General features: G+C 62.6%; 21 protein-coding genes and 1 tRNA gene. 18 read left to right on the top strand and 4 right to left on the bottom strand.

The annotated features are described in order from the left end of the window. Window positions 1–29 precede the first annotated feature (29 nt). The 3 genes from rsmI (at window position 30) to NOM55_RS16170 (ending at window position 2,187) form a co-directional block, all read left to right on the top strand. Window positions 30–917 (top strand): 16S rRNA (cytidine(1402)-2'-O)-methyltransferase, encoded by an 888-nt coding sequence (rsmI, locus tag NOM55_RS16180; protein ID WP_370687882.1) that lies wholly within the window; start codon window positions 30–32, stop codon window positions 915–917. Between the two features lie 50 nt (window positions 918–967). Then, window positions 968–1,052, top strand: a tRNA-Leu gene (locus tag NOM55_RS16175). A 364-nt stretch (window positions 1,053–1,416) separates the two neighbouring features. Then, window positions 1,417–2,187, top strand: a complete 771-nt coding sequence (locus NOM55_RS16170; protein ID WP_255909664.1) for a TatD family hydrolase — start codon at window positions 1,417–1,419, stop codon at window positions 2,185–2,187. Window positions 2,188–2,271: 84 nt separating this feature from the next. Here the strand turns inward: NOM55_RS16170 and NOM55_RS16165 are convergent, their stop codons facing one another. Next, the gene (locus NOM55_RS16165; protein WP_255909663.1) at window positions 2,272–4,080 is read right to left on the bottom strand and encodes a TolC family outer membrane protein; all 1,809 of its coding nucleotides are present in this window, start codon (window positions 4,078–4,080) and stop codon (window positions 2,272–2,274) included. A 297-nt stretch (window positions 4,081–4,377) separates the two neighbouring features. On the opposite strand from NOM55_RS16165, the gene NOM55_RS16160 reads away from it, so the two are divergent. After that, window positions 4,378–5,004, top strand: a complete 627-nt coding sequence (locus NOM55_RS16160; RefSeq protein ID WP_255909675.1) for a transglutaminase-like cysteine peptidase — start codon at window positions 4,378–4,380, stop codon at window positions 5,002–5,004. Window positions 5,005–5,015: 11 nt separating this feature from the next. Continuing rightward, on the top strand, window positions 5,016–6,929 hold the full coding sequence (locus tag NOM55_RS16155) for an EAL domain-containing protein (protein ID WP_255909662.1): 1,914 nt from the start codon (window positions 5,016–5,018) through the stop codon (window positions 6,927–6,929). A 485-nt stretch (window positions 6,930–7,414) separates the two neighbouring features. Here the strand turns inward: NOM55_RS16155 and NOM55_RS16150 are convergent, their stop codons facing one another. From NOM55_RS16150 to NOM55_RS16140, 3 genes are all read right to left on the bottom strand, one after another. Beyond that, complete coding sequence (locus tag NOM55_RS16150; protein WP_255909661.1) at window positions 7,415–8,305, bottom strand: Tim44 domain-containing protein; 891 nt, start codon at window positions 8,303–8,305, stop codon at window positions 7,415–7,417. 80 nt (window positions 8,306–8,385) lie between these two features. Beyond that, on the bottom strand, window positions 8,386–9,087 hold the full coding sequence (tsaA, locus tag NOM55_RS16145; protein WP_255909660.1) for a tRNA (N6-threonylcarbamoyladenosine(37)-N6)-methyltransferase TrmO: 702 nt from the start codon (window positions 9,085–9,087) through the stop codon (window positions 8,386–8,388). 65 nt (window positions 9,088–9,152) lie between these two features. Next, window positions 9,153–9,905 (bottom strand): GNAT family N-acetyltransferase, encoded by a 753-nt coding sequence (locus NOM55_RS16140; protein WP_255909659.1) that lies wholly within the window; start codon window positions 9,903–9,905, stop codon window positions 9,153–9,155. A gap of 269 nt (window positions 9,906–10,174) precedes the next feature. On the opposite strand from NOM55_RS16140, the gene mnmG reads away from it, so the two are divergent. From mnmG to NOM55_RS16075, 13 genes are all read left to right on the top strand, one after another. Further along, window positions 10,175–12,067 (top strand): tRNA uridine-5-carboxymethylaminomethyl(34) synthesis enzyme MnmG, encoded by a 1,893-nt coding sequence (gene mnmG, locus NOM55_RS16135; protein WP_255909658.1) that lies wholly within the window; start codon window positions 10,175–10,177, stop codon window positions 12,065–12,067. A 106-nt stretch (window positions 12,068–12,173) separates the two neighbouring features. After that, entirely contained in the window at window positions 12,174–12,800 is a 627-nt protein-coding gene (rsmG, locus tag NOM55_RS16130) for a 16S rRNA (guanine(527)-N(7))-methyltransferase RsmG (RefSeq protein WP_047968214.1), read from the top strand. After that, window positions 12,797–13,588 carry a ParA family protein gene (locus NOM55_RS16125; protein WP_255909656.1) on the top strand — a complete coding sequence of 264 codons (792 nt, stop codon included), beginning with the start codon at window positions 12,797–12,799 and terminating at the stop codon, window positions 13,586–13,588. Before rsmG ends, NOM55_RS16125 begins: the two co-directional genes overlap by 4 nt. 2 nt (window positions 13,589–13,590) lie before the next feature. Beyond that, complete coding sequence (locus NOM55_RS16120) at window positions 13,591–14,448, top strand: ParB/RepB/Spo0J family partition protein (protein WP_255909655.1); 858 nt, start codon at window positions 13,591–13,593, stop codon at window positions 14,446–14,448. Then, window positions 14,399–14,902, top strand: a complete 504-nt coding sequence (locus NOM55_RS16115) for an ATP synthase subunit I (RefSeq protein ID WP_245961180.1) — start codon at window positions 14,399–14,401, stop codon at window positions 14,900–14,902. Before NOM55_RS16120 ends, NOM55_RS16115 begins: the two co-directional genes overlap by 50 nt. 10 nt (window positions 14,903–14,912) lie before the next feature. After that, a complete protein-coding gene (atpB, locus tag NOM55_RS16110) occupies window positions 14,913–15,725 on the top strand; it encodes a F0F1 ATP synthase subunit A (RefSeq protein ID WP_047968195.1) in 813 nt (270 codons plus the stop codon). 63 nt (window positions 15,726–15,788) lie between these two features. Further along, on the top strand, window positions 15,789–16,076 hold the full coding sequence (gene atpE, locus NOM55_RS16105) for a F0F1 ATP synthase subunit C (protein ID WP_047968194.1): 288 nt from the start codon (window positions 15,789–15,791) through the stop codon (window positions 16,074–16,076). A 49-nt stretch (window positions 16,077–16,125) separates the two neighbouring features. Then, the gene (locus tag NOM55_RS16100) at window positions 16,126–16,596 is read left to right on the top strand and encodes a F0F1 ATP synthase subunit B (RefSeq protein WP_047968193.1); all 471 of its coding nucleotides are present in this window, start codon (window positions 16,126–16,128) and stop codon (window positions 16,594–16,596) included. A 7-nt stretch (window positions 16,597–16,603) separates the two neighbouring features. Then, complete coding sequence (locus NOM55_RS16095) at window positions 16,604–17,140, top strand: F0F1 ATP synthase subunit delta (protein ID WP_047968192.1); 537 nt, start codon at window positions 16,604–16,606, stop codon at window positions 17,138–17,140. 8 nt (window positions 17,141–17,148) lie between these two features. Further along, window positions 17,149–18,690: a F0F1 ATP synthase subunit alpha gene (gene atpA, locus NOM55_RS16090; protein WP_255909654.1), complete on the top strand. Its 1,542-nt coding sequence runs from the start codon at window positions 17,149–17,151 to the stop codon at window positions 18,688–18,690. A 44-nt stretch (window positions 18,691–18,734) separates the two neighbouring features. After that, window positions 18,735–19,601 carry a F0F1 ATP synthase subunit gamma gene (gene atpG, locus NOM55_RS16085; RefSeq protein WP_047968190.1) on the top strand — a complete coding sequence of 289 codons (867 nt, stop codon included), beginning with the start codon at window positions 18,735–18,737 and terminating at the stop codon, window positions 19,599–19,601. Window positions 19,602–19,643: 42 nt separating this feature from the next. Next, a complete protein-coding gene (gene atpD, locus NOM55_RS16080) occupies window positions 19,644–21,038 on the top strand; it encodes a F0F1 ATP synthase subunit beta (RefSeq protein ID WP_047968189.1) in 1,395 nt (464 codons plus the stop codon). A gap of 15 nt (window positions 21,039–21,053) precedes the next feature. Further along, window positions 21,054–21,476 (top strand): F0F1 ATP synthase subunit epsilon, encoded by a 423-nt coding sequence (locus tag NOM55_RS16075; RefSeq protein WP_047968188.1) that lies wholly within the window; start codon window positions 21,054–21,056, stop codon window positions 21,474–21,476. Window positions 21,477–21,481 lie beyond the last annotated feature (5 nt).

Genomic DNA, 21,481 nt, shown 5'->3' with positions numbered 1-21,481 from the left:
GATAACCAGGGAGCCAAAACGTGCAGACAATGCTTGATCACTTGATGAATTCTGCCCAGGAAACGTTTGTCAACGGGTCATTATATGTGCTGGCCACGCCGATTGGGAATCTGGCTGATGTGACACTGCGCGCCATTGCCGGGTTCCACGCCGCGGACATTGTTTTGGCAGAAGATACCCGCGTCACCGGCAGCCTGCTGGCCGCCTACGGCATCAGCAAGAAACTGGTCAGCCTGCGCGAACACAACGAGCGCGAAATGGCAGCCAGCGTGATTCGCTGGCTGCAGGAGGGCAAGATCGTGGTGCAGGTATCGGACGCCGGCACGCCGGGCATTTCCGACCCCGGTGCCCGTCTGGCGCAGGCGGTGTGGGCCGCCGGCCTGCGCGTGGTGCCGGTGGCCGGCGCCTCGGCGGTGATCGCCGCCTTGTCCGCCAGCGGGCTGGATACCGCGCGCTTCCTGTTCCACGGCTTCCTGCCGCCCAAGCGCGGCCAACGTTGCAAGACGCTGCAGCAATGGCAGGACGCCGACTACGCGGTGGTCTGCTACGAGGCGCCGCACCGCATCCTGGAGTGCGTGGAGGATGTCGCCGCCACCCTCGGTGCCGAGCGGCCGCTGATCCTGGCGCGCGAGCTGACCAAGACCTTCGAGACCTTCCTGCGCCTGCCGGCGGCGGAACTGGCCGAGCGCATCCGCAGCGACAGCAACCAGCAGCGCGGCGAGTGCGTGCTGATCATCGACGCTGCCGCGCCGGTGGCACAGACGGCGGACAGCCTGCCTGCACCGGCGCTGGCGCTGCTTGCCGAGCTGGCGGCGGTGCTGCCGACCAAGCAGGCGGCGGCGATTGTGGCGACGCATTACGACCTCAACAAGAAGCAGTTGTACGAGCGCGCGCTGCAGCTGAAAGTGGCGGACTGAGCTTTACAAGGCGTAACGCCGCTTATACAATGCGCGTCTTGGATTTTTTCGCCCGGGTGGCGAAATTGGTAGACGCAGGGGACTCAAAATCCCCCGCCGCAAGGTGTGCCGGTTCGAGTCCGGCCCCGGGCACCACGAAAAAATCCGAGCTACAGCATCAAACCCGCACAGCACAAGGCTCTGCGGGTTTTTTGTTGTCCGCTTGCCGCCGCCAGCGGTCCCCGGCCGCTTGCGCTGGATCGCCACCGCGCAGCAGCGCTCGCCGTTTTCCTTCACGTGGCGGCAGCACGAAACAGTGACTGCCACGGGACGAGGCCATCGCGATGCTCCGGCGTTACGGATCGCGGCAGCTGGGCGTGCTTCGGCTATAACACAGCGCAGGGTGGCCACACGCTGAGCGGTCAGCGGGTCCGTGCCGATACGGCCAAGCGCCTTGAGCGGCTTGCCAGGACACGTTATCGGCCGCGGCCTGCTTAACTCATCCGCAACAGGATTGTCCATGTCACTTGTCGATACCCATTTGCATCTGGATGCGCCGGAGTTTGCGGCCAACCGTGCGCAGCTATGGCAACAGGCGCGTGCCAGTGGCGTCAGCCATGCCATCGTGCCGGCGGTGATGGCGGATACCTTTGACGAGGTGCTGGCGATGCGGGCGCAGTTCGGCGTCGATGTCGCCTTCGGCCTGCACCCACTGTACCTGGCACGGCATCGGGACGAGCACCTGGCGCTGCTGGCCGACTATCTGGAGCGGCAGCGTCCGGTGGCGGTCGGTGAGTGCGGGCTGGATTTCTTTGTGCCGGGGCTGGATGCGCAGCAGCAGGAATACTGGCTGCAGGCGCAACTGAAGCTGGCGCGCCGCTTTGAGCTGCCGGTGATCCTGCACGCGCGCCGCTCGCATGACCGCATCCTCAAATACCTGCGTCAGCACAAGGTTCGTGGCGGCGTGGTGCACGCGTTCAACGGCAGCGTGCAGCAGGCGAATGCCTTTATCGAGCTGGGCTTCTGCCTCGGTTTTGGCGGTGCGATGACCTATCAGGGTTCGCAACGCATTCGCAGGTTGGCCGCAACGCTGCCGCTGTCGGCGATCGTGCTGGAGACCGACGGTCCGGACATTCCGCCGGAGTGGGCACCGGCGGTGCCGAATACGCCGGACAACCTGCCCAGGATTGCCGCAGTGCTGGCGGCACTGCGCGGTGTGCCGCTGGCCGACATCGCCGCCGCGACGGCGGCAAACGCGGCGCGAGTGTTCCCGGCCATGCAAGCACCGTAACGCCAGCGCCGGTTGCCCGCGCGGCGGACGTAAAAAAAGTGGCCGGATTAACCGGCCACTTGGCGTTGGGCAGTACTACTTTTTTTATGGCTTCGGCTTGGCGACGCGACGTTTCACGGCGGCTTTCGGTTTCACCGCACCCATCGGCGCCTGTTCCTGGAAGGTCACCACCACGCGACGGTGGCTAGGATCGGTCGGTGCCAGGTTCGGCAGCAGCTTGCTGCTGCCGTAGCCGACGCTGTCCAGACGGTCTGCCGGCACGCCCTTGGTGATCAGGTAGTCGCGTACTGCGGCGGCACGACGCTGCGACAGTGGCAGGTTGTGGCTGGCGCCACCGGTGGTGTCGGTATGGCCTTCCACCACGAAGCGCTTGCTACCCAGTTCCGGCATCAGCAGGGTGCTGGCCAGCTGGTCCAGGGTCGGGTAGCTTTCCGGACGGATGCGCGCCGAATCCAGATCAAACTGTACCTGCACGTTCACCGAGACATTGCGCTCGATGGCCGACGGGGTGGTCTTGGCGACGATGGTATCGTCGGTGAAGGACTTGGCGGCGATCTTGCTCTTGTCCAGCGGCGAGGCCGGAGCGTAGTCGGTCGGGCAGGCCGGTACGGTCAGGTCGTCGACGCTGGCCAGCGAGCTGTCCTGCGGCTTGATCTGCATGACTTCCAGCAGGCGGCCGGACTCACCCAGCACGCGGTAGATCGCCAGTTGCTGGTTCAGCTCGGCGTTGATCAGCTCGCGACGGGCGTCGAACAGTTCGTTTTCGCTGTCCAGCAGGTCAAGCAGGGTACGCTGGCCAATGTCGAACTGGCGGCGATAGGCGTCGCGCGCCTTTTCGGTGGACAGCTGGTGCTGGCGCAGCGAGTCGAGCTGGCTGGTCAGCTTCGACACGTCGTTGTAGGCGATGCTGACCTGCTGGCGCATGTCGCGGCAGGCCTTGATGCCCAGTGCCTCGGCTTCGCTCTGGCGTTCGGCGGAGGAGGCCAGGCGGGCGCGGTCGGCGCCGCCACGGAACAGGTTCATGTTCAGCACCAGTTCCACCGCCTGTTGCGAATTGCGGCCCTTGATGCCGTCTTCGTTGTTGGTGACGTCCTTGGTGGCGCGCAGGTCCAGCGTCGGCGAGAAGGCGCCGCGACGGACGCGGACATCGGCTTCGGCCGCACGGTAGAAGGAACGGGCAGCCAGCAGCGTCGGGTTGTGCTTGTCCGCCAGCGGCATTACCTGGTCGCCGGCCGGCAGCAGGCTCAGGTCCAGCACCGGCAGCTTCAGCTCGGCCGGCGGTGCCTCGCCGATGATGCGGGCGTAACGCGCCGAGACATCGTGCAGGTTGGAGATCTCGTTGATCAGGTTGGATTCGGCCAGGCCGAGGCGGCCGTTGATCTGCTCCAGGTCCACGCGGCGGCCAACGCCTTGCGTCACGCGCTGCAGGATCTGTTCGTAGATGCCCTTGTGGATGGCGTAGTTGTCTTCGGCGATCTCGACCAGCTTGCTGTAGCGCACCACGTCGATGAAGGTACGCGACGCTTCCAGGCTCTGCTGTTCGGCGGCGGCCAGGTACTCGAAATAGCGGGCGCGGCTGGTATAGTCCAGCTGCTTGACCTGGTTCACGGTCATGAAGCCCTGGAACAGGTTCTGGTTCAGCGTGGCGGTGTAGCCATGACGGTTGAACGAACGGCTGTTGACGGAACCGTCGGTCTGCGGCTCGCGCAGGCGCTCGCGACCGGTGTTGTAGCTGAGGTCGACGGTCGGGAAGAAGCCGGCGCTGACGACACCCTTTTCTTCCGCGGTGGCGCGGAAGTTGTACCACTTCATGCCCACTTCTGCGTTGTTCTGCACCGTTTGCGTGATTGCGTCCTTCAATTCGAGCGCAAAGGATGCGGAAGGGATAACCATGGTCAATAATGCGGCCAGGGTACAACCGTAGAGGTGTTTGCGGCGGAAGTTCATGATAGCCTCGACATGCCAGTAATTATTAATCGGACAGTTGCAAGTAAGTAAACATCAACTTAATACAATGTATTGTCGGAATTGATTTAAGCAGTGTCAAGGGAAAGATAGTTCACCGTTGACAATATAGATAGGCGGATTTCCACACAGGTCACGGCCCGCATGCTTGGCAACAGCTTCATTCACAAGATCGCAGTCTGCGCGGCGACGCTGTCCCGGTGTTGGGGGAGAGCCTTGCTGGCCGTGCCTTTGCTGCTGGCGCTAGCCGGGCTGGTGCTGGCAGAGCTGAGTGCGGAGCGGGTGCAGCAGCTGTACGGCGTGCAGGCGCTGCGTGTTTACCGCGACTGGCAGCAACTGCTGTTGCAACTGCGTCGCGATAGCAATGAAATCAACCGTGTACAGAATGTAAATCAATTCTTTAATCAGAAATTGAAGTACGTTGAAGATACGGATTTGTGGCGGCAGGCGGACTACTGGGCGACACCGCTGGAAAGCATGGCCAAGGGCGCCGGCGACTGCGAGGACTTTGCGCTGGCCAAGTACTTCACCCTGCGCGAGCTGGGCGTGGCGCCGCAGAAACTGCGCATGATCTATGTCCGTGCCCGTATCGGCGGCCCGGCCAGCACCATCACCCAGGCACACATGGTGCTGGCATACTATGCCGAGCCGACCGTCGAGCCGCTGGTGCTGGACAACCTGATTTCCAGCATCAAGCCGGCCTCGCAGCGCAGCGACTTGCAGCCGGTGTTCAGCTTCAACGCCGACGGTATCTGGGTCGGCGCTGGCGCGGCCCCCAATTCCAGTGTCGACCGGCTGACCCGCTGGCGACAGTTGATCGACAAAATGAAGGCCGAAGGCTTTATTACCTGAAAGCGGCATCGATGAAACGCGTTTCCCTGATTCAACAGCTCTGGTTTCTGGTCGTGGCGGCGGTGGTGCTGGCGGCGGCGGGCAGCCTGACCGCCAACCTGTTCAATGCCCGCAACTATCTGCAGCAGCAGCTGGCGGCGCAGAGTGCCGATGCGGCCAACTCGCTGGCGCTGTTGATCACCCAGAACCAGGCCGACCCGGCGATGGGCGAGACGCTGATCAACGCCGCCTTCGACCAGGGCCACTTCCGCCGCATCTCCTGGGTTGGCGCCGACGGCAAGCCGCGGGTACAGCGCGTCAACGCCTACCAGTCCGGCAGTGCGCCGGCGTGGTTCCGTGACATCTTTACCCTGGCGCCGACGCCGGCGCGGGCGATGGTCAGCAGCGGCTGGATGCAGGCCGGCACCATCGAGGTGGAGAGCGAGGCCGGCTACGCCTACGCCTCGCTGTGGGAAGGCGCGCTGCAGGTGTCGTTCTGGGTGCTGATCGCCGGGCTGGTGGTGGGCGCCATCGGCTCCTTCGGCGTCAATACCATCCGCAACCAGCTGCTGGGCGTGGTCAATCAGGCCAAGGCGATTACCCAGCGCCGCTTCATCACCATCCCCGAACCGCCGGGCCCGGAAATGGGGCGGCTGGCACAGGCGATGAATGCGATGGTGACCCGCGTCAAGATGATGTTCGAAGAGGAGGCCGCGCGGCTGGAGGTGCTGCGCCGCCAGGTCAACTTCGACAGCGTCACCGGGCTGGCCAACCGCCAGTTCTTCATGGGCCGTCTCGGCGCCGACCTGCAGGAGCGCGAAGACGAGAGCAGCGTGCTGCTGCTGATGCGCATCGAGGCGCTGGCCGACATCAACAGCAAGCTGGGCCGGCCGCTGACCGATGAAATGCTGGGCCAGTTCGGCGCCGTGCTGCGCGACACGCAGCGTTTCGGTGTCGACAGCCAGGCGGCGCGCCTCAACGGCGCCGATTTTGCGCTGCTGCTACCGGCGAGCCAGGCCGAGGCCGCCAGCCTGCAGCAGCTGCACGACGAGCTGCACGCGCTGCTGAGCAGCTTTGCCGCGCAGCCGGTCGCGCTGGCGATGGCGGCAACCGACCTGCGCGACGGCGACACCGTGCGCGACATCATGTCGCGGCTGGATCAGGCGCTGGCGCAGTCCGAGTTTGCCGCCGGCGTGCGCATCGAGCTGGCCGGCAGCAACGTCGACAAGCCGCCGGCGCCGACCGCGGAAGTGTGGGGCGGCATTCTCGATCAGGCGCTGCAGGGCGACGGCTTGCGCCTGGTGCGCTTCGCGGTGCGTGACCGTCAGGGCGCGCTGCTGCACGAGGAAGCGCCGCTGCGCCTGCGCCAGGGCGAGGCGTGGCTGCCGGCCGGCCAGTTCATGCCGATGGCGATCCGTACCCGGCGCGTGGCGGGGCTGGATCTGGCGGCGGTGGCGATGGCGCTGCGGCAGCTGGCGGCAGAGCCGGACTGTCCCGGCATCGCCGTCAACCTGGCGGCGGAATCGTTGGCCAGCGAGCACTTCCTGCGCCAGCTGGTGGCGCAGATCCGCGAGCACGGCCACAGTGCCGCGCGGCTGTGGCTGGAAATGCCGGAGGCCGGCATCCTGCCGCGCTTTGACGCGTTCCGTGCGCTGTGCCTGGCGCTGGCCGAGCTGCCGTGCAAGCTGGGCATCGAGCACTTTGGGCGTCAGTTCAGCCTGATCGGGCAGCTGCACGACTTGGGTATCGACTACCTGAAGGTCGATGGCAGCTTCGTGCAGGACATCCAGCAGCACGCCGGCAACCAGGTGTTCCTGAAAGGGGTGTGCAATATCGCGCACAATATCGGCCTCGGCGTGATCGCCGAAGGGGTGAAGCAGGAGCAGGAGCAGCAGATGCTGTTCGAGCTGGGCTTTGACGGAGTTACCGGTCCGGCGGTCCGCTGACGGCTGACCATCGCGGCCGCAGCGCTGCGTCTGTCAGCAGGTATGCGGCAAGGTTGGCCGCAATGTCCGGTGACCGGATTTTCACCGGCATCCCATGCACAACGCCGCCCACTGGGCGGCGTTGTGCATGGGATGGTGTGGCGCTGCCAGATCGGGCCTGCTGGATGCCGGCGATCAGCCATACCGGTCCGCTGATGGCTGACCGCCGCATCCTTAAGCTGGGAACGCAACAAGGTTGGCCGCATGCCCGCGGCCAGGTTTTCACCGGCACCCCATGAAAAACGCCGCCCGATTGGGCGGCGTTGTGTATTGCCATGGTGTGGCGCTGCCGGATCAGGCCTGCTGGATGCCGGCGATCAGCCACTTGTCAGCAGCCTCGCAACAAGGTTGGCCGCATGCCCGCGGCCAGGTTTTCACTGGCACCCCATGAAAAACGCCGCCCGGTTGGGCGGCGTTGTGCATTGCCATGGTGCGGCGCTGCCGGGTCAGGCCTGCTGGATGCCGGCGATCAGCCACTTGGCGCTGTTGCTGTCAGCCTTCACGTAGTGCCACACCTCGCTGAACGCTACCGGTGCGGTGCCGACGCTTTCGCTGACGGTGCCGCTGAAGCGGACGCTGGCGATCATGCGGCCGCCTTCGTTGACGGCTTCGATCACGCTGCAGTCCAGTTGCGGGAAGTCGGCCGCTTCGCTGTTGCTGCTGATGTCGTCACGCAGCGCGTTGAACAGCTCCGGCGTCATGTACTTGCGCACTTCTTCCAGGCTCTCCGCCGAGTTCAGGTTCTGCAGGTGCAGGAAGGTGGCCTTGGCCTGGCGCAGGAAGTGCGGGATCTCGGTGCCGTCCGGCAGGCGCTGCAGGCTGGCTGGTGGTGGCGTCAGCCCGCTGCCGCCCTGTGGTTGCATGCCGGAGCCGATCGGTGGAATGGCACCGTTGGGGCCGGCGGCGGCCGGTTCGAAGCGGCTGGCGTGCGGTACCGACATCGGGCGTGGTGCCTGCTGGCGCTGGCGGGCAGCGCGGTTGCGCAGGAAGGACAGCAGCGCTAGGCCGCCGAGGCCGCCGGCGAGGATGCCCAGCCACGGGAAGTCGCCATCGCCGCCAAAGGCGGAGCTCAGCATGTAGCCGGCAGCGGCGCCAACGGCGCCGGCGGCCAGCATGCCACCGATGCCGGAGCCTTTTTGCTGGCCGGCGGCGGCTGGCGCCATCGGCGCGGCAGGCTGGGCCGGTGCGGCGCTAGGCTGCTGGTAGCTTTGTGTCGGGGTCGAGCGCTGCATGCCGGCGCTGCGGCCCTTGCCAAGCCGTGCGGCTTCGGCAAACGGGGCAGCAAGGATGCTGATGAGGGAGAGGGCCAGAATGGCGGTCTTCGCTCGGGATGTCATGGTGTCAATCTCCAATGTAAGCGGCACTTATAAGTTCTTGCGTGTAGCGCCGGACACAGTTCGACAAAGGGTCGAAGTGATTAGTTCGGGGCCAGTGGCGTTATTTCAAGCACCGTCACCAGTCCGTCGGCGATGCTGAAGGCGATGTTGCAGTCCGCCAGCCGCATGCCGTAGCGCCGCTGCGGATCGTCCTGGTAGGCCGGGCGCGGGTCCTGCGCCAGTACTTCCTCGATCAGCTGCGGCAACCAGGCCGGGGCCTGCGGCCTGGCTTGCAGCTGCGCGCGCGCGGTCTCGCTCCAGCACACCGCCAGCTGCGGCGGCGGGCCGTCGACGAAGCCGCCGCGGGCGTCGGGCCTGGCCTCCACGAACGGGATGTAGGGCTTGATGTCCAGCACCGGCGTGCCGTCGAGCAGATCGGCGCCGCTCAGCTGCAGCGTGACGCCGTGGCCGGTGTCGATGCCCTGCAATGCCACCAGTGACAGCCCGAGGCCGTTGGGGCGGTGCGTGGCGCGGCTGGCAAACACGCCGACCTTGCTGTTGCCGCCCAGCCGCGGCGGCCGTACCAGCGGCTGCCAGCCGCGCGCCAGCGTGTCGTGGAACACGAAGGTCAGCCACACGTGGGAGAAGTCTTCCAGTCCGCGCACGCAGTCGGGCTGGTTGTAGGGCGGCAGCAATTCCAGCGTGACCGGGGCGGATGGGGCCAGCGCCGGCTGGCGCGGGATGCCGAATTTTTCCTGGTACGGCGAGTGGATGATGCCGACGGGGGTGACTGAATATTCCATCCCGCGATTGTAACAGCGCGGTCAAGGTTGGCCGCAGCGGCTTGCGGCCAACCTTGCGCCACGCCTCAGCCGGCGGTGAAGTGCTTCTGGTGGCGCAGGTCGAGGCGGTTCATCGGCAGCAGCATGAAGAAGTCGGCGCAGTTGAAGTCCGGATCCCACGCCGGTTCGCCGCACACCCAGGCACCGGCGCGCAGGTAGCCCTTGATCAGCGGTGGCAGCGGCGCCGGCGCGGCGTCGTCCTGCACCTGGTGCAGCGGCAAGGCCAGGTGAGGCGTTACCCGCCACTCCACCGGTGCCAGATGTTTGCCCTCCAGCTGGCGATAGAGGCTGACCGCCTGATGGCCGCCGTCGGCGAGGCTGACGCTGGCGCAGCCGGCGAGATACTGGCCACCCTGCTGCCGCACGTAGTCGGCGAGGCCAGCCCACAGCATGGCGATCACCGCGCCGCGGCGATAGTCCTTGTGCACGCAGGAGCGGCCGACCTCGATCACGTGGTCGCGGATGCCGGCCAGCCGCGATAGCTCGAATTCGTGCTCGGAATACAGTTGCGGCAGCTGCCGTGCCCTGTGCGGCGGCAGCATGCGGTAGGTGCCGACCACCTTGCCGCTGGCGTTGTCCTCCACCAGCAGGTGATCGCAGTGGGCGTCGTAGTCGTCGCGGTCGATACCTTCGGCGGCGGAGGCCAGCTGCGCGCCCATCTCGGTGGCAAACACCTGGTAGCGCAGCTTCTGCGCGCGGCGGATATCCTTGTCGCTGCGCGCCAGTCGCACGCTCAGCCGGGGGGCGGTGCTGACCGCCAGTTGTTCGCTCAATTGCATGCTGCATTCCTGTGCTGGGTCGATGGCTGCATGCTAATCGGCGATTCTGACAGCGCCGTGTCCAGTCCATGAACGGCGGGTGACCGGGCGATGAAACCCTGATGACAGTCAGGGTGATGAAAATCAACGGCTTAGCCGCGGTGACGGATTTCGGTTACAATGTCCGGTTCTTTCCATAGCCGGGCAGGTGCTGCCGGTTGCGGCCAACCTTGATGCGGTGGCGGCACGGCGGCAACGGCTCATAGTCTTATTGAGCAGGCGGGCATTTCATGATTTATCCGACGACCTTTGACGTGATCGTGGTGGGCGGCGGCCATGCCGGTACCGAAGCCGCGCTGGCGGCCGCACGCATGGGCTGCAATACCTTGCTGCTGACCCACAATATCGAGACGCTGGGGCAGATGTCGTGCAACCCGTCGATCGGCGGCATCGGCAAGGGTCATCTGGTAAAAGAAGTGGACGCGCTGGGCGGCGCCATGGCGCTGGCCACCGACATCGGCGGCATCCAGTTCCGCACCCTCAACGCCTCCAAGGGTCCGGCGGTACGCGCCACCCGCGCCCAGGCCGACCGCGTGCTATATAAAGCGGCCATCCGCGAGGTGCTGGAAAACCAGCCCAACCTGACGCTGTTCCAGCAGCCGGTGGACGACCTCTTGATCGAGGGCGATCGCGTCGCCGGCGCCATCACCGCCATCGGCATCACCTTCCGCGGCAAGAGCGTGGTGCTCACCGCCGGCACCTTTCTGTCCGGCAAGATCCACGTCGGGCTGGAAAACTACAGCGGCGGCCGTGCCGGCGATGCCGCGGCGTCGACGCTGGGCGAACGCCTGCGCGAACTGAGCCTGCCGGTCGGGCGCCTGAAGACCGGCACCCCGCCGCGCATCGATGGCCGCAGCATCGATTTCAGCGTGATGGAAGCGCAGCCGGGCGATACCCCGGAGCCGGTGTTCTCCTACCGCGGCAGCCGCGCGATGCACCCGAAGCAGCTGCCATGCTGGATCACCCACACCAACGAGCGCACCCACGACATCATCCGCAGCGGTTTCGAGCGCAGCCCGATGTTCACCGGCGTGATCGAAGGCGTCGGCCCGCGCTACTGTCCGTCGATCGAGGACAAGATCAACCGCTTCGCGGACAAGGACAGCCACCAGATCTTCCTGGAGCCGGAAGGCCTGACCACGCACGAATACTATCCGAACGGGATTTCCACCAGCCTGCCGTTCGACATCCAGCTGGCGGCGGTGCGCTCCATTCCCGGTCTGGAAAACGCGCACATCCTGCGTCCGGGCTATGCCATCGAGTACGACTACTTCGACCCGCGCGGCCTGAAGTCGACACTGGAAACCAAGGCCATCCATGGCCTGTTCTTCGCCGGCCAGATCAACGGCACCACCGGCTATGAAGAAGCGGCGGCGCAGGGCCTGCTCGCCGGCCTCAACGCCGGCCTCTTTGCTCGCGAACAGGCCGGCTGGTGTCCGCGCCGCGACGAGGCCTACCTCGGCGTGCTGGTCGACGATCTGTCCACCATGGGCGTGTCCGAGCCGTACCGCATGTTCACCAGCCGCGCCGAATTCCGTCTGCAGCTACGTGAAGACAACGCCGACCTGCGCCTGACCGAGGTTGGCCGCAAGCTGGGCCTGGTCGGCGATGCGCAGTGGGACGCGTTCTGCCGCAAGCGCGACGCGGTGGAGGCGGAGAAGCAGCGCCTGGCCACGCACTACGTGCACCCCGGCAAACTGCAGCCGGGCGAGGACGAGGCGATGTTCGGGCAGAAGCTGGCGCGCGAGTACAGTCTGCACGACCTGCTGAAGCGGCCGAACGTCAACTACCGCCAGCTGATGACGCTGTCGCAGGCGGGGGAGGGTGTGGCGGACGAGGTGGTGGCGGAACAGGTGGAGATCCAGGTCAAGTACCAGGGCTACATCGACCGCCAGAACGAGGAGGTGGCCAAGCGCGAGCAGCTGGACGACGTCAAGCTGCCGCTGGACATCGACTATGCGCTGGTGAAGGGGCTGTCGAAGGAAGTGTCGCAGAAACTCAACCAGCACCGTCCGGAGACGCTGGGCCAGGCCTCGCGCATTCAGGGCATCACCCCGGCCGCGATCGCGCTGCTGCTGGTGCACCTCAAGCGCGGCTTCAGCGACGCCCGTCACGGCGCCTGAGCGCCAAATTGCTGCACTGCGCTCCGGAGTGCCGACTTCGGGGCGCATTTGTTTTTGATACCCGTTACAATCGGGCTATTCGTTTCCAATCATTGCCCACTTCATCATGACGCACCACGCAGAACTTACCCAAGGGTTGGCCGCAATCGGCCTGGAGCTGACGCCGGAGCAGATCACTCTGCTGGAGGGCTATCTGGGCCTGCTGGCCAAATGGAACCAGACCTACAACCTGACCGCCATCCGCGAGGAAGAGCGCATGGTCAGCTACCACCTGCTCGACAGCCTGACGCTGGTGCCGCATCTGGCCGGCGGCACGCGCCTGCTCGACGTCGGCTCCGGTGGCGGCATGCCCGGCATCCCGGCGGCGATCGCGCGTCCGGACCTGCAGGTGGTGGTGCTGGACGCCAACCACAAGAAAACCACCTTCCTGCGCCAGGCGGTGATCGAGCTGAAGCTGCCGAACGTGGAGGTGATCACCGACCGCGTCGAGGCCTACCAGCCGGCGCAGAAGTTCGACCGCATCACCAGCCGCGCCTTCTCCGAGCTGGCCGAATTCGTCAAGCTGTCCAAGCACCTGCTGGCCGACGGCGGCCAGTTCGTGGCGATGAAGGGGGTGTACCCGTACGAAGAAATCGCGCAGCTGCCGGAAGACTTCGCGGTGTCCGAAGTGCTGCCGCTCTCCGTGCCCGGCCTGGATGCCGAGCGTCACCTCGTGCGCGTCGTCGCCAAATGACGGCACGCATCATCGCGGTCGCCAACCAGAAGGGCGGCGTCGGCAAAACCACCACCGTGGTCAACCTGGCGGCCAGCCTGGCCGAGCAGGGGCGACGGGTGCTGATCGTCGATCTCGACCCGCAGGGCAATGCCACCATGGGTAGCGGCATCGACAAGAGCGCGCTGTCGCGCTCGGTCTATCACGTGCTGCTGGCCGAGCACGAGGTGGCTGAGGTGGTGCAGCCGGCGAAGCAGGGCGGCTACGATGTGCTGCCGGCCAATCGCGACCTGTCGGCGGCCGAGGTCGAGCTGATGCAGGAGCTGGCGCGCGAGGCGCGGTTGAAGAACGCGCTGGAGCAGGTGGCGGCCAACTACGACTACATCCTGATCGACAGCCCGCCGTCGCTGAACCTGCTGACGCTGAACGGGCTGGTGGCGGCGCAGGGCGTGCTGATCCCGATGGTGTGCGAATACTACGCACTGGAAGGGCTGACCGACCTGGTCAATACCCTGCGCAAGGTGCGATTGGCGGTCAATCCGAAAATCGAGATTATGGGCCTGCTGCGCACCATGTTTGATGCCCGCAGCAACCTGTCGCAACAGGTGTCGGAACAGCTGGCGCGCCACTTCGGCGACAAGGTGTTCGATACCGTCATCCCGCGCAACATCCGCCTGGCGGAGGCGCCCAGTCACGGCCTGCCGGCACTGATCTACGATCGCAACGCCCGCGGTGCCCAGGCTTACATCGCCCTCGCGTCGGAGCTGACTGCCCGTCTCGAACCGCAAACAACCACAGCAGAACAATAAAGATGGCCAAACTCAAAGGACTGGGCCGCGGTCTTGACGCGCTGCTCTCCACTGTCGAATCCGTTGACGACCGCCTGACCGCACTGGCGATCGAGCGCATCCGTCCCGGCAAATACCAGCCGCGCAGCCAGATCGACGACGCCGCACTGGAAGAGCTGGCGGCCTCGATCCGCGCCCAGGGCGTGATCCAGCCGGTGGTGGTGCGCGAGGTCGGCCTTGGTGACTACGAGCTGATCGCCGGCGAACGCCGCTGGCGTGCCAGCCGCAAGGCCGGTCTGGCCGAGATTCCGGCGGTGATCCGCAGTGTTTCCGACGAAGCGGCGCTGGCGATGGGGCTGATCGAGAACATCCAGCGTCAGGAGCTGGACCCGATCGAGGAAGCGCGCGGTCTGAAGCGGCTGATCGACGAGTTCGCCCTCACCCACGAGGCCGCCGCCGAGGCGGTCGGCCGCTCGCGCAGCGCGGTCAGCAACCTGCTGCGGCTGCTGGCGTTGCCGGAGCCGGTGCAGCAGATGCTGCACGATGGTCGCCTGGAAATGGGCCATGCCCGGGCACTGTTGCCGCTGCCGGTGCTGGAACAGATCAGCCTGGCGCAGCAGATTGCCGCCGACGGCCTCACCGTGCGCGAGGTGGAACAAAAAGCGCAACAGCAGGACGGCAAGGTTGGCCGCAAACCGGCCGCGCCGGCACGGCAGGATGCCGACGTGCGCCGGCTGGCGGAAACGCTGTCCGAACAGCTGGGCATGAGCGTCAGTTTGCGCAATGCTGCGCGTGGTAACGGCAAGCTGATCATCGAATATGCAAATCTGGATGAACTTGACCGGCTGCTGGAAAAACTGCAAGCAAAATCAAAGTTGTGAGCCGGCTTTTGGCCATAAACAGCGGAACGAAGCAAAGTTGACGCTTTCGTCACGTCAAGCCTATAATCGTCCGATTTTTTACGATTCAGACATGATTAATCCAGACGCCAAACGCGTAGTCCGCATTCAGCTCAGACTGACGCTGCTTGCCATGCTGGTTGGCTTGGTGGTTGCCGAAGCGCCGCTGAATGCCGCCATGTCTGTGTTGTTGGGTGGCCTGTGCGCCATCATTCCGGCGCTGGTGTACATCCGCATCACCGGTGCCGTGCAGCGTGGCGATCCGGCGGCCATCATGCGCAGCCATTACCGCGCGGCCGCGGCAAAATTTATACTGACACTGCTCCTATTTGGTGGTGTGCTTTTGTTTTTCAAGGATTTATTGGTGCCGGGATTGTTTGGTGGCTTCATCGCTGCCACTTCCGCGTACTGGTTCGGGCTTCTGATCAAAAATTGAGACCAAAGCAATGGCAAGCAACGCAACTGAATATATCCAGCATCACCTGACGTTCTGGAAGTCATCGCACGAAGGCGGCTTCTGGACCCTGCACCTCGATACCTTCTCGGTATCGCTGATCCTCGGCTTCATTTTCCTGGCCGTGTTTGCCTCCGTGGCACGCAACGCCAAGATGGAAAACCCGGGTCGCTTGCAGATGTTCGTCGAAACCATCGTCGAGATGGTCGACACCCAGGTAAAAGAGATTTTCCATGCCAAGAGCAAAGTCATCGCCCCGCTGGCGCTGACCATCTTCTGCTGGATTTTCCTGATGAACACCATGGACTTGCTGCCGGTTGACCTGCTGCCGATGGTGGCACAGTGGATCGGTCACACCTTCTTCGGTGCCGACCCGGCTCACGTTTACCTGCGCGTGGTACCGTCCGCCGACGTGAACGCCACTTTCGCGATGTCGCTGTCGGTGATGCTGTGCATCATCGGTTTCTCCATCGCCGCCAAGGGTCTGGGTGGCTGGACCAAGGAACTGTTCACCGCGCCGTTCCATGCCGAAGGTCTGGTGATGACCATCATCCTGGCTCCGGTCAACTTCGCGTTCCAGCTGGTTGAGCTGGCCGCCAAGCCGATCTCTCTCGCACTTCGTTTGTTCGGTAACATGTACTCCGGCGAACTGATCTTCATCCTGATTGCACTGCTGCCAGTGGCGTTCCAGTGGATTCTGGGCGCGCCATGGGCGATCTTCCACATCCTGGTGATCACCCTGCAGGCCTTCGTGTTCATGATGCTGACCATCGTGTATCTCAGCCTCGCGGTCGAGAAGCACTGATTTAACGATTTTCTTAGTACCTTTTTTCAAACCATCCTTGCACTTAGTCTTTAGGAGATTTAAATGGAAGCTCTCGTTTCTCAGATCCAGTCGATGACCGCTCTGGCCGCAGCCCTGATCATTGGTCTTGGCGCGATTGGTACTGCCCTGGGTTTTGCCATCCTCGGCGGTAAGTTTCTGGAATCGTCCGCTCGTCAACCTGAGCTGATCCCTGTTCTGCAAACCAAACTGTTCATTATCGCCGGTCTGCTTGACGCGATCTCCATGATCGGTGTGGGTGTTGCCATGCTGTACACCTTCAACAACCCGTTCCTGACTGCGGCTATCGCTGCTGTTAAAGCTGGCGCTTAATTTTTAACGCAAGCGGTTGTTGTCGTAACCCCACTGGAGGAAAACAAGCGTGGAATTCAATGCAACACTACTAGGCCAGGCGATCACGTTCGCTATCCTGGTATGGTTCACCATGAAGTTTGTTTGGCCTCCGCTTACCAACATGATGGACGAGCGTGCCAAGCGTATTGCTGATGGCTTGGCCGCTGCAGAGCGTGGCAAACAGGATCTGGAAGCAGCCGAAAAGCGCGTTGCTGACGAACTTCGTCAGGCAAAACAACAAGCTACCGAGCTGATCCTGGCCGCTGAAAAGCGTGCCAACCAGATCGTGGATGAAGCCAAGGACGCAGCTCGCACCGAAGGTGCAAAGCTGGTGGCGGACGCGAAGGCCCAAATCGATCAGGAAGTTTTGCGTGCCAAGGAGTCGCTGCGTGAGCAGGTTGCCTCCCTGGCCGTGAGCGGCGCGGAAAAGATCCTGCGCAAAGAGATCGATGCAGCCAAGCACGCTGATCTGTTAGCTTCCATCAAAGCGGAGTTTTAAACAACTCATGGCAGAACTTATTACCGTAGCAAGGCCCTATGCCGAAGCGGTATACAGCCTGGCCGCCGAGCAGCAGTCGCAGGCCAAATGGTCTGAAGCGCTCGCGTGGCTGGCTGCCATGGTGACAAACCCGGACGTGGCCCAGGTGGTCACCAACCCGAAACATACCGCGCAAGAGGTTGAGGCGCTGTTGTTGGACGTGTTGGGTGAACGTGGCAGTGATGACATCAAGCAGTTTGTTGTCACCCTCATCGAAAACCGCCGTCTGACATTGTTACCGGAAATTGCTGGCCAGTTTGAACAGCTCCGAGCCAAGTCCGAGGGAGTCGTCGACGCAGTTGTCGAATCGGCTTTCCCGCTGACCGAAGCTCAGCAAACCGATCTGATCGCCGCGCTTACCAAGAAGTATGGCAAGACCGTACGAATTGAAGTGCGCGAAGCTGCCGAGCTTATCGGCGGCGTACGCATTTTGATCGGTGATGACGTGATTGACGCGTCTGTGAGCGGCAAACTGCACGCAATGGCGGCAAGCCTCAAGAATTAGGAGAGATCATGCAGTTGAACCCCTCTGAAATCAGTGACCTGATCAAGGCGAAGATTCAGAACCTGTCCGAAGGTGTAGAGACGCGTACCAAAGGTACCGTGATCTCCGTAACCGACGGTATCGTTCGTATCCATGGCCTGGCAGACGTGATGCAGGGTGAAATGCTCGAGTTCTCGGGCAACACCTTTGGCCTGGCCATGAACCTGGAGCGTGACTCCGTTGGTGCCGTGATCCTGGGCGAGTACGAGCACATCTCCGAAGGTCAGGAAGTTAAATGTACCGGTCGCATTCTGGAAGTGCCGGTAGGTCCTGAGCTGGTTGGCCGCGTGGTAAACGCGCTGGGTCAGCCGATCGACGGTAAAGGTCCGATCAACGCGACCAAATCCTCCCCGATCGAAAAGATTGCTCCGGGCGTGATTGCCCGTCAGTCCGTTTCGCAGCCTATGCAAACCGGCCTGAAGTCGATCGACTCCATGGTGCCGGTTGGCCGTGGTCAGCGTGAGCTGATCATTGGCGACCGTCAGACAGGCAAGACCGCTGTCGCACTGGACGCGATCGTTAACCAGAAAGGCACCGGCGTTGTCTGCATCTACGTAGCCGTAGGTCAGAAAGCATCGTCGATCGCCAACGTGGTTCGCAAACTGGAAGAACACGGCGCGCTGGCCCACACCATCGTGGTTGCCGCGACCGCTTCCGAAGCTGCTGCGCTGCAGTTCATTGCCCCGTACTCCGGTTGCGCAATGGGCGAATACTTCCGCGACATCGGTGAAGATGCGCTGATCGTATACGATGACCTGTCGAAACAGGCCGTTGCCTACCGTCAGATCTCGCTGCTGCTGCGTCGTCCACCGGGCCGTGAAGCCTATCCTGGCGACGTATTCTACCTGCACTCCCGTCTGCTGGAACGCGCTTCCCGCATCAACGAGGACGAGGTAGAGAAGCTGACTGGTGGCGCCGTCAAAGGCAAAACCGGCTCGCTGACCGCGCTGCCGATCATCGAAACCCAGGCTGGCGACGTTTCCGCCTTCGTTCCGACCAACGTGATTTCGATTACCGACGGTCAGATCTTCCTGGAAACCGACCTGTTCAACGCCGGTATCCGTCCTGCGATCAACGCCGGTATCTCGGTGTCGCGCGTGGGTGGTGCAGCTCAGACCAAAGTCATCAAGAAGCTGGGCGGTGGTATTCGTCTGGCACTGGCCCAGTATCGCGAACTGGCTGCATTCTCGCAGTTTGCTTCCGACCTGGACGAAGCAACCCGCAAGCAGCTGCAGCACGGTGAAGTGGTTACCGAACTGATGAAGCAGAAGCAGTTCTCGACCCTGTCGACCGCCGAAATGGCGCTGACACTGTGGTCGGTGAACAAGGGTTACTACGAAGATGTGCCGGTGAAGAGCGCGTTGGCTTTCGAAGCCGCCTTCCTGGCCTATGTTCGCGCCAACCATGCTGACGTACTGGCTGCAACGGATGCGAGTGGTGACCTGTCTGCCGACAATGAAAAAGTACTGGCCTCGGCGATCGCGTCGTTCAAGGCTGGCTACAGTTTCTAAACTGAGTCTTTCGGACAACCTCGAGTTAAAGAAAGGTTCGGGATATGGCAGTCGGTAAAGAGATTCTCACCAAGATCCGAAGCGTGCAGAACACGCAGAAGATCACCCGCGCTATGCAAATGGTGTCAACCTCCAAGATGCGCAAAACGCAAGAGCGTATGCGCGCTGCCCGTCCTTACGCCGAGAAGGTGCGTTCTGTTATGGCGCACCTGGCTTCGGCCAACACGGATCTGGAGCACCCACTGCTTGCACGTCGTGACGTTATCAAGCGTGCTGGTATTCTGTTGATCACTTCGGACAAAGGCCTTTGCGGTGGCTTGAACGCCAATACCCTGAAGCGCTTTTATGCCAAAGTCAGCGAACTGCAAGCGCAAGATGTCGCAGTTGACGTCTGCGCCATCGGCCAGAAAGGCCTTGCAGCATGCCAGCGTGCCAAACTGAACGTTGTGGCAAGTGCGGTTCAGCTGGGCGATGTGCCCAAGCTGGAAAAATTGATCGGCCCGCTTACAGTACTGCTGAAACAGTATGCTGAAGGCGAACTGGATGCGGTTTATATCGTGTATTCCCGTTTCATCAACACGATGAAGCAGGAGCCAGCCCTGGAACAACTGTTGCCGTTGACCGACGAGCATATGGTATCGGAGCACACCCATTCGTGGGACTACCTCTACGAGCCGAATGCCACTGACGTGATGGAGTTCCTGGTGAAGCGTTATCTGGAGTCCGTGGTGTACCAGTCGGTGGCGGAAAACATTGCTTCCGAGCAAGCCGCCCGTATGGTCGCCATGAAGGCTGCAACCGATAACGCGGGTAATGCGATCAAGCAACTGCGTCTTGTGTATAACAAGTCGCGTCAGGCAGCAATTACCAAAGAGCTGTCCGAGATCGTGTCTGGTGCCGCTGCGGTATAACCGTCGCAGGACTGTAAAAGTTTATTGAGTTAGGAACCGATAATGAGCCAAGGCAAAATCGTACAAATCATTGGCCCGGTGGTTGACGTGGAATTCCCACGCGACGCCATGCCAAAGATTTATGATGCCCTGAAGCTGGTTGACGCAGATCTGACGCTTGAAGTCCAGCAGCAGCTGGGCGACGGCGTCGTGCGTACCATCGCGATGGGTAGCTCTGACGGCCTGAAGCGTGGCATGGCGATCACCAATACCGGCGCACCGATTTCGGTACCGGTTGGCGCTGCCACCCTCGGTCGTATCATGGATGTACTGGGCAATCCGGTTGACGAAGCAGGTCCGGTGGCTAGCGAATCCGTTCGCGCCATTCACCAGACTGCGCCGAAGTTCGACGAACTGTCCTCCGCTACTGAACTGCTGGAAACTGGCATCAAGGTTATTGACCTGCTGTGCCCGTTTGCCAAAGGCGGTAAGGTGGGTCTGTTCGGTGGTGCCGGTGTCGGCAAGACCGTTAACATGATGGAACTGATCAACAACATTGCCAAGGCACACTCGGGTCTGTCCGTGTTTGCCGGCGTTGGTGAGCGCACTCGTGAAGGTAACGACTTCTACCACGAGATGAAAGACTCCAACGTTCTGGACAAAGTGGCAATGGTGTACGGCCAGATGAACGAGCCGCCAGGCAACCGTCTGCGCGTAGCGCTGACCGGTCTGACCATGGCCGAGCATTTCCGCGACGAGAAGGACGAAAACGGCAAGGGCCGTGACGTGCTGTTCTTCGTGGACAACATCTACCGTTACACACTGGCCGGTACCGAAGTATCCGCACTGCTGGGCCGTATGCCTTCCGCAGTGGGTTACCAGCCGACGCTGGCCGAAGAAATGGGCCGTCTGCAAGAACGTATTACCTCGACCAAGGATGGTTCGATTACCTCCATCCAGGCCGTTTACGTTCCAGCCGATGACTTGACCGACCCGTCTCCTGCCACAACGTTTGCCCACCTGGACGCAACCGTGGTGCTGTCGCGTGACATCGCTTCCCTTGGTATCTACCCTGCGGTAGACCCACTGGATTCGACTTCCCGCCAGCTGGATCCGCTGGTTGTTGGCGACGAGCACTACAGCGTTGCCCGCGGCGTGCAGACTACCCTGCAGAAGTACAAGGAACTGCGTGACATTATCGCGATTCTGGGTATGGACGAACTGTCTGAAGAAGACAAGCTCACCGTATACCGTGCGCGTAAGATCCAGCGTTTCCTGTCCCAGCCGTTCCACGTGGCAGAAGTGTTTACCGGCTCGCCGGGCAAATACGTTCCGCTGAAGGAAACGATCAAGGGCTTCAAGGCAATTATCAGCGGCGAGTACGACCATCTGCCGGAACAAGCGTTCTACATGGTCGGCTCCATCGACGAAGCTGTCGAGAAAGCCAAGACCCTTTAATCAAGGAGAGGGCTAATGGCCAAGATGCATGTGGAAGTGGTCAGTACCGAACAGCAGATCTACTCCGGTGAAGCCGAATTTCTGGTGGCACCGGCTCAGGAAGGCGAGATCGGTATCTATCCACGTCACGTGCCGCTGTTGACCCGTATCAAGCCAGGCCTGTTGCGTTTGACAGTGCCTGGTTCCAAGGAAGAAGTACTGGTGGCGGTATCGGGTGGCATGATGGAAGTGCAACCTAACCACATCACGGTTCTTGCGGATACGGCGATTCGCGGTGAGGATCTCGACGAAGCGCGTGCGGCAGAAGCCAAGCGTACTGCTGAGGATGCCCTCAAGCATGCGGCCAGTGATCAAGACACGGCGAAAGCACAAGCTGCTCTGGCTTCTGCGATTGCCCAGCTCAAGGCACTGGAGTATCTGCGCAAGCGCGTGCACTAAGCGCG

Source organism: Vogesella sp. AC12, assembly GCF_024437575.1.
Classification (GTDB): domain Bacteria; phylum Pseudomonadota; class Gammaproteobacteria; order Burkholderiales; family Chromobacteriaceae; genus Vogesella; species Vogesella indigofera.
This window is presented reverse-complemented; position numbering and strand designations above follow the sequence as displayed.